This window comes from Streptococcus sp. SV2 (assembly GCF_030440175.1).
Lineage (GTDB): Bacteria > Bacillota > Bacilli > Lactobacillales > Streptococcaceae > Streptococcus > Streptococcus raffinosi.
Genome location: NZ_JAQFJQ010000020.1, coordinates 23,303 through 33,709, shown reverse-complemented (window position 1 = coordinate 33,709; position 10,407 = coordinate 23,303). Strand labels below are relative to the sequence as shown.

Below are 10,407 nucleotides of genomic sequence, written 5' to 3'. Positions count from 1 at the left end.
TCTAAAAAATATAGAGATTACTGGAAAACTATTGCCGATAAGAAAAACCAGACTGCTTAACCCAAAGCAACCTGGTTCCTCACATTTTATTTATTTCAATTGTCTACTTGACACGGTACGTATCAGTGTTACCAGTGACATAAATTGCCTCTTTTTTATGATTTTCCGACAATAAGTTTGCTTTACTTTCTTGAGTAGGTGCAAAATACAAATCAGAAAGGCTGTCAGTCATCTGACGATTCATTTCTTCTGGATATGGTGAATATTTATCATAAGTTCTAAGCCCAGCCTCAACGTGACCAATACTTACTTTATTGTAAAATGCAACCAAGCCAGCAGCAAATGTTGTTGTTGTATCACCATGAACCAAAACCAAATCAGGTTGTTCCTTCTTAACAACTGGATCAAAATTAGCCAAAATTTTAGAAGTAATTTCCTGAAGTGATTGGTTTTTTCCCATGATATCCAAATCATAATCAGGAACTATCTCAAAAGTCTCCAAAACTTGGTCAAGCATTTGACGGTGTTGAGCTGTGACTACTGTAATAGTATTAATGGTTTCTTGATGTTTTTTCAACTCAAGAATTAACGGCGCCATCTTAATTGCCTCTGGTCTTGTCCCAAAGACAACCATAATATTTAATTTTCCCATAAGATCCCCCCTATGACCTATACGAAATCAATATAATATTGACAAATAACACTCTACATTATCACTTTATTATCCCCAATAATAAGGAAAATGAGATATTCTTCCTCCAAAAGCATTAAAGGGAATGCCCTCGCTATTGGTCTTGTTTTGCAAATGATGTAAAGTAGATAAAGAAAAAGGTCTCAATAAAAAGACTATCATTACGTATAAAATTCAAGAAGTTAAGACAAAAGTCAACTCATATCACCTAAGGATATCAATGGTTTTGAGCTATTTAGTCTTCTCCCTCGAATTTAAAAATACACTATTTAATAAATAAAAAAAACTGCAGGAGAAAAAACGCTTTGCTAATAAAAGTGTTTTTGAATCCAGCAGTATTGCTAATTTACATATATTTCATAAAAACTTCTCCCCATTTTAAAGAGCGTCCCCTTTACTTACGCTCTATCCCTATCTTACAAATCAAAATATCGGTATGATAACCCAATACCATATCAACTAGTACCAAGTACCAACATGTAATCATTCAACTCTCCCCAAAAGAGTTAAAATATTACAAACAGGTTGGCTTCGAGTTACTACTACCAATATTCCCCATTCATATAGACGCTATAATTATAACATGTTATTTTTATTTCTCAACCTTTTTTTCAATTTTTTATAATTTTAATGTATGTGACAACCATTATAATGAAGTCGTTTGAATTAAACGTTCCTACTTAACAAATACTAATCAAATGATATTTATCTATATTTTAATAAATAATAATTAAACAGGCTTTTGTATTTAAATGGCTTTGCACATAAAAAAATCAGAATTCCTATTAAAATTCTGATTTTTTATTTCTAATTCTATTTCTTAATGATTGACGGCTTCTTTCAACGCTTCAACCTTGTCCAATTTTTCCCACGGAAGATCAATATCTGTACGTCCCATGTGACCATAAGCCGCTGTTTGACGGTAGATTGGACGCTTAAGGTCAAGCATTTGAATGATACCAGCAGGTCGCAAGTCAAAGAGATCACGGACAGCAGCTTCGAGTTTGCTTTCAGCAACTGTCGCCGTTCCAAAGGTATCAACACGGACAGAAACTGGGTTAGCCACACCAATAGCATAAGCCAATTGTACTTCTGCTTTCTTAGCAAGACCAGCAGCTACGATGTTTTTAGCAATATAGCGAGCGGCATATGAAGCTGAGCGGTCAACCTTAGTAGCATCCTTACCAGAAAAGGCACCACCACCGTGTCTTGAGTAACCACCATAAGTATCAACAATGATCTTACGACCAGTCAAACCAGAGTCCCCTTGAGGTCCTCCGATAACAAAACGACCTGTTGGGTTGATAAAGAACTTAGTCTCATCATCCAAGTATTCGGCTGGAATAACTGCCTTAATGACTTTTTCAATGACATCTTGACGAATTTGGTCGTTAGTCGCTTCAGGATCGTGTTGCGTTGAGATAACGACTGTATCAACACGTACTGGTTGGTCATTCTCATCATACTCAACGGTAACCTGAGATTTAGCATCTGGACGAAGGTATGAAATCTCACCAGATTTACGCAAATCTGCCAATTTTTTAACCAATTTATGTGAAAGGCTAACTGGAAGTGGCATAAACTCTGGAGTTTCGTCAATAGCAAAACCAAACATCAAACCTTGGTCACCAGCTCCGATAAGATCAAGTGGGTCTTGATCACCAGTTCCACGAACTTCAAGTGCTTCATTGACACCTTGAGCAATATCTGGTGATTGTTCAATCAATGATGGGTGAACCCCTACAGATTCTGCCGCAAAGCCGTATTCTGCATTGTTATAACCAATTTCAGCGATAGTATCACGAACCACACGGTTAATGTCCACATAAGCTGTTGTAGAAACTTCACCGAAAACATGGACAGAACCAGTGTAGACAGCTGTTTCTGCTGCAACGTGTGCATCTGGATCCTCTGCTAAAATCGCATCAAGAATGGCATCTGAAATTTGGTCTGCAATTTTATCTGGATGCCCCTCAGATACTGATTCAGACGTGAAAAGTTTACGTTCTGACATATAAAATGTCCCCCTTTTAATATGAAAAATAGTATTAGATAGCACGGATTTAACCGTCTCCTAATAGGTAAAACGCTATGCTCCTGGTAGAGCTAAACGCCGTTAAAAAGTTACAAAGAACCAACAGCCAACTCTAGGATGACTGTTGCCTTATCGGGACTTAATAACTACCGTCCATTATATCATGTTTTTTCAGTCTAGTCATATAGTTATTTATTATCAAGCCTTATCAATAAGTTATAGTGAGCATTTTACCATCTTTTGTATTATACTTAGGATATGAAAACTTATGAACACGTTTATGACATCTTATCGAAGAGTCCTGATTTTGTGACGGGAGAGAGCTTGGCTAAAAGCCTTGGTGTCTCACGGACAGCCATTTGGAAGGCAATTCAAACACTTCAAGAACAAGGAATTGACATTACAAGTGTCCGCAAGAAAGGCTACTATTTAGAAAAGGGAGATATTCTTCTTCCTCAAGACATCTCTAAGCAACTCAACATTCCAGTCTACTTTAATCCAGATTCTAACTCTACCCAACTAGATGCTAAACATGGCATGGAAAAGATTAATCCGACGCCTGCACTATATCTGGCATCAAGTCAAAAGGCAGCCAAAGGACGATTTGAACGTCACTTCTTTGCCAGTCCACAAGGTGGTATCTACATGAGTATCCACTTAAAGCCCAACTGTCATTTTGAGGAGTTACCCCCTTATACGATGATGGTGGCAGCTGCTATTGTCAAAGCTATCCAGCGTCTAACCGGCATCAATACAGAAATCAAATGGGTTAATGACATCTACCTCAACAACAAAAAAATGGCTGGTATCCTTACCGAAGCCATTAGTTCTATCGAATCTGGTCGCATCACAGATGTCATTATCGGGATTGGGCTTAACTTCTCAATCACTGATTTCCCTGAAGAGTTAGCTAATAAAGCTACTAGTCTTTTTACTTCTGAAAAACCAAGCATCACTCGAAACCAGCTCATTTCAGAAATTTGGAAACTCTTTTTAACCATTCCTACTAGCGATTTGGTCAAAGTTTATAAAGAAAAGTCCCTCGTTTTAGACAAACAAGTGACCTTTGAACAAGCTGGAAGGACTTATACTGGTATTGCCAAGGAAATTGGCGATAAGGGCCAACTTCTCGTTTTTACTGATGATGGTCAGGAAAAATGGTTGACCGCTGGCGAAGTGAGCCTTACTTCTTGGTAGACTTGTCGGCTGCACGCGCAATGCGTGAAACAACGTAAGTTGTCCAAAGACGACGAAACAGTAAATAACCAAAAAAGGCTGTAAAAAAGTAATAGCCGTGCTGTAAACTGTAATTAAAACAAACCGTTTCAAAAATAGTTTCAAGCGTAATAAACAAAATTTGTTGAATCATAAGATTATTATATCAATAGATAGAGCCTAGGACAAGCAGTCTAGGCTCTTTTCATTTTTACACGGATGGAACAGCTTCAGAAATCTATCAAATTACACTGGACCTCCTCGCTTTTGTGTTTCTTGGCTCGGACCTAAAAAGGTCCACTGGACCTCCTCGCTTTTGTGTTTCTTGGCTCGGACCTAAAAAGGTCCACTGGACCTTTTTAGTCCTCTATTTCTACCACATCAGAGAGGAACTCAAGTTCTTTTGGGATGTACTCTTCACGATCTTCTTTTTCCAATTCTTCTTTGGATTTTAGGCTTCGTGCGAATTCTGTGCGAAGTTTTTCAAATTCTGCTTTCGGGACAGCCATGATATTAGGTGAAAAACCAGCCGCTGAACTCATGATATTTCCAAAAATAGCGTTAAGATCACTACGTTTCATCACCTGCTCAGCATTAAAGGCCGCATTAAAAGCCAGAATCGCATTTTCTTGGTTGGCAAGAACAGGTTCTGAACCATTCAAAAGCGCTCTATATTGTGGACTGATTGAATCCAAAATTTCAGACCAAGTTGCCTTAAGGGCATCCAAACATTGTCGTGACTTTCGTGGATTTTCCATAGTCTCACGCATGATAGTCAGTATTTTCTCAGAGTCAACCTTATACTGGTAGGTCGGTTTTGCCTTTCGAGTTGGCGCTGCTAGTCCTTGTCCCTGACTTTGACCTTCCTTGAGAGCCTTACGAAGTTCCTCTACTTCATGACGAAGACGGTCTAACTCTTCTTGTAAATTTTCTGGGATTTCTTGTGTGACTTGTGCATGTGTCTCAGACAGTTTAATCGTCAGCATCTCCGCATAAATTTTGGGATGGGTTCCTGTCTTAATTTGAGGTAAGGCGGTTGTCACGGTATCAATCATTTGAAAAAGGTGGTCTTGTCCTAAGGATAAATTTTCTTCAAAAAGAGGACTATGGTGACTATTTTCACCACCTGCTTGGACAATAAGGAGATCACGGAAATACTCCAAGAGATCAGTCGCAAAACGACTCATGGATTTACCATTATCAAAGAGTGTTTCAAGATTTGATAGGGCTTGTGAGGTTTCCTGATTACGAACATTAGCAACAAAACTATCCAAGGCAGTCAGACCGATAGAACCTGTGATTTCTTCAGCAACAGCTTGACTGACATTATTGTCTGAAGAAAGGCTCAATGCCTGATCTAAAATCGAAAGGGCATCACGCATACCACCCTCTGCACGACGGGCAATGATGGTCAAAGCCTCGTCATCAAAGGTCATCCCCTCTTTCTTAAGAATTGAGGCCAAGTGTTCCTTTATAGCAGCTTGCTTAATGGCCTTAAACTCAAAACGTTGGACACGAGACAAGATTGTAGCTGGAATCTTGTGTAACTCAGTGGTCGCAAGAATGAAAACCACATTTTCAGTGGGTTCTTCCAAGGTCTTCAAAAGCGCATTAAAGGCACCTGTCGACAGCATGTGCACCTCGTCAATGATATAGACCTTGTAAGTGGCACGACTTGGGGCATAGGTTGATTTATCACGTATTTCACGAATCTCGTCCACACCGTTATTGGAAGCCGCATCAATCTCAATGACATCTTCCAGACTGCCGTTAGTAATGTCACGACAAATATCACAATGGTTACATGGCTCACCATTGACCTGATTAGGGCAATTCATTGCTTTAGCAAAAATTTTTGCTGCACTGGTCTTACCAGTACCACGTGGACCAGAAAAGAGATAGGCATGGCTGATTTTTCCTGACTCTACCGCCTGTCTTAGCGTGGTTGAAATCACCTTTTGGCCAACCATCTCGCCAAAAGTTTGACTACGGTATTTACGATATAAGGCTTGATACATTAGTTAACCTCAAACATTGCAAAAGTAAGATTTGTTTTTTCAAGTAGGACTTTGACAAACTGTTCAAGATAGTCTTGATCAACGTCATCGTAGTCTCCTACTTGGTGAGAATCCAAATCAAGGACACCAACTAATTTACCATCCTTAACCATGGGAACAACAATCTCACTTCGAGCAGCAGAATCACAAGCAATGTAATTAGCATGTTTGGTGACGTCCTCTACAATTAAAGTCCTATTTTCAGCTGCTGACTGACCGCAAACACCTTTTCCCAGAGCAATGTGTACACAAGACACTTTACCTTGAAATGGTCCAAGGATTAACTCATTTTTGACATTATCCATCAGATAAAAGCCTGTAAATACTGAGTTGGGCAAAGTGGTATTCAAGAGAGCCGAAGCATTGGCGAAGTTGGCCAGAGCGTTATCTTCATTAGCAAAAAGTGCTTCTGCCTGGGCAATCATTATTTCATAGGCTGATTTTTTTTCTTCGTTAGTCATAACTACCATTATAGCAAAGATTGGTTCTTAAAACTAAGATTGACCTACCTTTTCTCCTTCCCTTTCATTTAAAAATAATTCAAGATCTTGAACAACATTTTCAGGATATTCTGGACTAGAAATCTGATAAAACTTAACAGTCATTCGATTTCTGAACCAAGTTAATTGACGTTTAGCAAATCGACGCGTATTTTGCTTGAGTTTTTCCAAGGCTTCGTCCAAGCTCTGGTTCCCAGCAAAATAAGGAAACAACTCCTTGTAGCCTATACCACGAGCTGACTGGGCCTCAGGATAATTATCATAAAGCCACTTAGCCTCTTCTAAAAGCCCAAGTTCAACCATCTTGTCAACACGAGTATTAATACGTTCATAAATTAGAGAGCGCTCATCGTCTAATCCGATAATAAAAGGATCAAAAGTCGTCTCTGTATTTTCAGGATTATCAGAAAAGCGATGCAACTCAAGAGCCCTAATGGCACGACGACGATTAATCTCCTTGATTTCTATACCTAAACTATCGATCTGCTCAAAAAGTTCCAAATCAGAAAGTTGCTCTAACTCAGAGCGATAGGCTAACACCTGCACTTGATCCACTTGACCACCCAGATGATAACCTTCAAGAAGACTTTGCAAATAGAGGCCTGTACCACCAACAATAATAGGAAGTTTGCCACGATTGACAATATCAGTAATGGCAATTTGCGCCTCAGTCACAAAATCATAGGCTGAATAAGATTCATCAACATCACGGACATCAATCAGATGGTGAACTGCCGCTGCCTGTTCTTGAGGAGTAGCCTTTGCAGTCCCTATATTTAATTGGCGGTAAACCTGTTGGCTATCCCCTGAAATAATTTCGCCATTAAAACGCTGGGCCAACTCTATTCCAAGTGCCGTTTTCCCCACAGCGGTAGGGCCAGCCACTACAATAAGTTTGGTTTTCATAATGTTTTCACTTGCTATTCTAGATATTTTTTTAGATAATATAAGCATATTATAACATATACGGAGGATAGTCTCATGGCTAAAAAACATTCATTTGCTAAAGGTCTTGCTACTGGCGTTCTCGGAACTGCTGCTACTGTTGCAGGTGCCGTTTTCGCAGTTAAAAAAACAATTATCGAACCAGAAGAAAAGAAATTGGCTTTCATCGAAGAAAACCGTAAAAAAGCAGCTCGCCGTCGCGTAAGCCGCTAATAATTAGGACCAGGGAAACCTGGTTTTTTTCTGCATTTCTTTCCCTGTCAGCAATGACTAAGAACAGAGCAAAACGTGAAAAGAAAAAAATATAATAAAAAAATTATTATTATGACTTATGTTTTGATAACTGTATTCGCTATCTTAACTATTTTATCAAAACATTCCAAAGAACCTGTAAAACCAGAAACAAAAGCACATCACTCCTCATATTCCCGATTATCAAAGAATAGCTCGTCTCATAAGAAAACTACGACTAACTCTTCGACAGCCACCTCAACGAATGATGAAACAAGGAATCCTAAAGAACAGGATAAGGACCAAGTCTCTTCTCCTTCTCAACAATCAAGTCAGAAGCAAAATGGCAACACGCCTCCTCATCAAGAAGGCTCTCAGGAAGAACCAAAATCCTTTGAAGGGGGACGAGGTTGGGGTGGCCCTGAAGACGGATCATATGCTATTACTGAAGGCGGGCGTGGTTGGGGCGGTCCAGGAGACGGCTCATATGTCACTGACAGATATGGAGAAAGTGTTCAATCTAGCTCTTCCAATGAAATCAATAAGTGGGGCAATAATTTTTAAAGAAATAATATACTATGAAATTATACAAAAAATCAAAATAATTCCTTACTTAACGTTAGAAATGAACATATATTAAAACTTTCCGCAGTGATTAAAACTCCTGAAACTCAATTAAGTTTCAGGAGTTCGGAAGTTTTGAAACCTTAGGATCAAAACTTAGTCATGGAACTTCTTTGAAGTTCGCTGACGTCCGTCATCACCTAAGGAAAGTTTCAAAAGAAGAGTTTGTCTTCACATCTTCATACCTATATTTCAATAGGCATCAAATTCATTTGGCCTTAAATTTGGGGCAGAATGTGGACAAAACGCTTTAAAACCGCATGGTTAAAGGCTTAAAAATGTCCCCTGCCGGAATCGAACCAGCAACGACTCCTTAGGAGGGAGTTGTTATATCCATTTAACTAAGAGGACTTATGAAAAAATCTGCCACGAGGACAGATTTTTTCGGTGAAATCTGTAAATTATTTACGGATTTCTTTGATACGTGCAGCTTTACCTTGCAAAGCACGCAAGTAGTAAAGTTTAGCACGGCGGACTTTACCGTAGCGTACAACTTCAATCTTTTCAACACGTGGAGTGTGGATTGGGAAAGTACGTTCTACACCGATACCGCTTGAAATTTTACGAACTGTGTACATTTCTGAGATCCCTTGACCTTTGCGTGAAATAACTACACCTTCAAAGATCTGGATACGTTCGCGAGTTCCTTCGACAACTTTCGCGTGAACGCGAACTGTGTCACCAGGACGGAATGATGGGATGTCAGTACGAAGTTGACCTTCTGTCAAACTTTGGATCAATGGATTCATTTTTATATACTCCTATCTTACTAATCTTAAGAGCAACCTCTGTGTCTCAGCGGATTAGCCGTTATTTTTGTGTGTCCATTACACACTCTTAGTATCTTATCAAAAAATTATCAGGATGTCTAGTATCTTATTGCATTTCTAGCATTTTTTGTTGCCCATAAATGCTCGTCTTATGATTGATGAGGTAAGCAAAAGCCATGACAATCGCATAAGGAATTGCATTGACGGGACCAAAGACTTCAATGCCAATGAAAATAGGCGCTAAAAGGGTATTGGTACTGCTACCAAAGACAGACAGATAGCCTAGACCTGCTACAAGTGGAATTGGAAGGCCTAGAACTGGTGCTAAAACAGCACCAAGACTTGCTCCGATGGCAAACAAAGGAGTTACTTCCCCTCCTTGGAAACCAAGAGATAAGGTAAAGACGGTAAGGAGCAATTTCAAGAGCCAATCCAATGGATAAATGGTACCACCACCAACACTTAAAGCAATCAAATTCGTTCCAAGACCTGTATAGCGTCCCTTCCACAAAATCAAAAGAAGACAGGTTAAGACGACACTTCCTAAGAGAACACGATAATAAGGATTTGGGAGCAGACTCGCTACTTTCTTTTTAGCTAGTGACAAGAGATAAGCAAAGAGATTTCCTGCAATACCAAAGGCCAAACCTAAAAGAGCTAACTTAATAAACGTCTCAAGGTCAATAGTCAAACTTTCGGAGACAAAGTGGCTAAATTTTTCAAGACCTAAGAGATGGCTTGTCGTACTAGCCACAAAAGATGCAATAAGAGTCGGTACCAAGATTGGCAGACTTAACTGTCCTAGAGTCAATACCTCAAGCGCAAAGAAGGTCGCGGCGATTGGTGTTTGGAAGAGCCCTCCAAAACCAGCGGCCATCCCCATGGTCAAGAAAATACGTGAAGCATTCGGGAGCTTAAAATAGCGACTAAAAGCATGAGAAACTGTGGCCCCCAGTTGTACAGCCACTCCCTCACGACCTGCAGAACCCCCGAAAAGGTGGGTCAGCCATGTGGTTACAGTCACCAGTGGAATTAACCTTAGGGGGACTTGATCCTCCTCATTATGTCCAACCTTGAAAATCAAGCCCATTCCCTGTGCTGCCTTACCCGCAAACTTTTGGTAAAGGTAAACTATCAAAAGACCTGCTAAAGGAAGTGCCGGGACTAGATAAAAGAGATGGTGGTCACGGTATTCCGAGAGTCCTATAAGCACGCGCCCAAAAATAGCATCAATCAGTCCAACAAGCACCCCTAACAAGATTGCATAAAGGCTTAACATTACTAAATGTAAATAAGAAAGACCTTGACTATCACTTAATTGTTTCACTTTCATCCTAGA

10 protein-coding genes, 1 tRNA gene and 1 pseudogene are annotated in these 10,407 nt (G+C 39.6%); 3 read left to right on the top strand and 9 right to left on the bottom strand.

Annotated elements, in window-relative coordinates; translation table 11 throughout:
- Nucleotides 1–106: 106 nt before the first annotated feature.
- Nucleotides 107–652, bottom strand: a pseudogene (gene wecB, locus PCY14_RS08975) (non-hydrolyzing UDP-N-acetylglucosamine 2-epimerase); the annotation flags it as partial.
- Nucleotides 653–1,511: 859 nt separating this feature from the next.
- The gene (gene metK, locus PCY14_RS08970) at nucleotides 1,512–2,705 is read right to left on the bottom strand and encodes a methionine adenosyltransferase (RefSeq protein ID WP_064525325.1); all 1,194 of its coding nucleotides are present in this window, start codon (nucleotides 2,703–2,705) and stop codon (nucleotides 1,512–1,514) included.
- A gap of 279 nt (nucleotides 2,706–2,984) precedes the next feature.
- Here metK and birA point away from each other — a divergent pair, with 279 nt between their 5' ends.
- Nucleotides 2,985–3,923 (top strand): bifunctional biotin--[acetyl-CoA-carboxylase] ligase/biotin operon repressor BirA, encoded by a 939-nt coding sequence (birA, locus tag PCY14_RS08965; protein ID WP_021146940.1) that lies wholly within the window; start codon nucleotides 2,985–2,987, stop codon nucleotides 3,921–3,923.
- On the opposite strand, the gene PCY14_RS08960 is transcribed toward birA, so the two are convergent.
- The 4 genes from PCY14_RS08960 to miaA all read right to left on the bottom strand — a co-directional run bounded on the left by PCY14_RS08960 (nucleotide 3,910) and on the right by miaA (nucleotide 7,404).
- The gene (locus tag PCY14_RS08960) at nucleotides 3,910–4,095 is read right to left on the bottom strand and encodes a DUF3272 family protein (protein WP_002883500.1); all 186 of its coding nucleotides are present in this window, start codon (nucleotides 4,093–4,095) and stop codon (nucleotides 3,910–3,912) included. The two genes, birA and PCY14_RS08960, sit on opposite strands and share 14 nt — an antisense overlap.
- A 205-nt stretch (nucleotides 4,096–4,300) precedes the next feature.
- Nucleotides 4,301–5,959 carry a DNA polymerase III subunit gamma/tau gene (gene dnaX / locus PCY14_RS08955; protein ID WP_254735124.1) on the bottom strand — a complete coding sequence of 553 codons (1,659 nt, stop codon included), beginning with the start codon at nucleotides 5,957–5,959 and terminating at the stop codon, nucleotides 4,301–4,303.
- The gene (locus PCY14_RS08950) at nucleotides 5,959–6,459 is read right to left on the bottom strand and encodes a GAF domain-containing protein (protein ID WP_293931161.1); all 501 of its coding nucleotides are present in this window, start codon (nucleotides 6,457–6,459) and stop codon (nucleotides 5,959–5,961) included. The genes dnaX and PCY14_RS08950 overlap by 1 nt, the downstream gene beginning before the upstream one ends.
- A gap of 33 nt (nucleotides 6,460–6,492) precedes the next feature.
- A complete protein-coding gene (gene miaA / locus PCY14_RS08945; protein WP_175057557.1) occupies nucleotides 6,493–7,404 on the bottom strand; it encodes a tRNA (adenosine(37)-N6)-dimethylallyltransferase MiaA in 912 nt (303 codons plus the stop codon).
- Between the two features lie 75 nt (nucleotides 7,405–7,479).
- Between miaA and PCY14_RS08940 the strand changes: the two genes are divergently transcribed.
- Both PCY14_RS08940 and PCY14_RS08935 read left to right on the top strand, forming a co-directional pair.
- Nucleotides 7,480–7,656 (top strand): DUF3042 family protein, encoded by a 177-nt coding sequence (locus PCY14_RS08940; RefSeq protein ID WP_003092510.1) that lies wholly within the window; start codon nucleotides 7,480–7,482, stop codon nucleotides 7,654–7,656.
- Nucleotides 7,657–7,731: 75 nt separating this feature from the next.
- Nucleotides 7,732–8,238: a hypothetical protein gene (locus PCY14_RS08935; protein ID WP_301363448.1), complete on the top strand. Its 507-nt coding sequence runs from the start codon at nucleotides 7,732–7,734 to the stop codon at nucleotides 8,236–8,238.
- 339 nt (nucleotides 8,239–8,577) lie between these two features.
- On the opposite strand, the gene PCY14_RS08930 is transcribed toward PCY14_RS08935, so the two are convergent.
- The 3 genes from PCY14_RS08930 to PCY14_RS08920 form a co-directional block, all read right to left on the bottom strand.
- A tRNA-Arg gene (locus PCY14_RS08930) sits at nucleotides 8,578–8,649 on the bottom strand.
- Between the two features lie 50 nt (nucleotides 8,650–8,699).
- On the bottom strand, nucleotides 8,700–9,047 hold the full coding sequence (gene rplS / locus PCY14_RS08925) for a 50S ribosomal protein L19 (protein ID WP_002883489.1): 348 nt from the start codon (nucleotides 9,045–9,047) through the stop codon (nucleotides 8,700–8,702).
- 127 nt (nucleotides 9,048–9,174) lie between these two features.
- Nucleotides 9,175–10,401, bottom strand: a complete 1,227-nt coding sequence (locus PCY14_RS08920; protein WP_301363447.1) for a voltage-gated chloride channel family protein — start codon at nucleotides 10,399–10,401, stop codon at nucleotides 9,175–9,177.
- Between the last annotated feature and the right edge of the window lie 6 nt (nucleotides 10,402–10,407).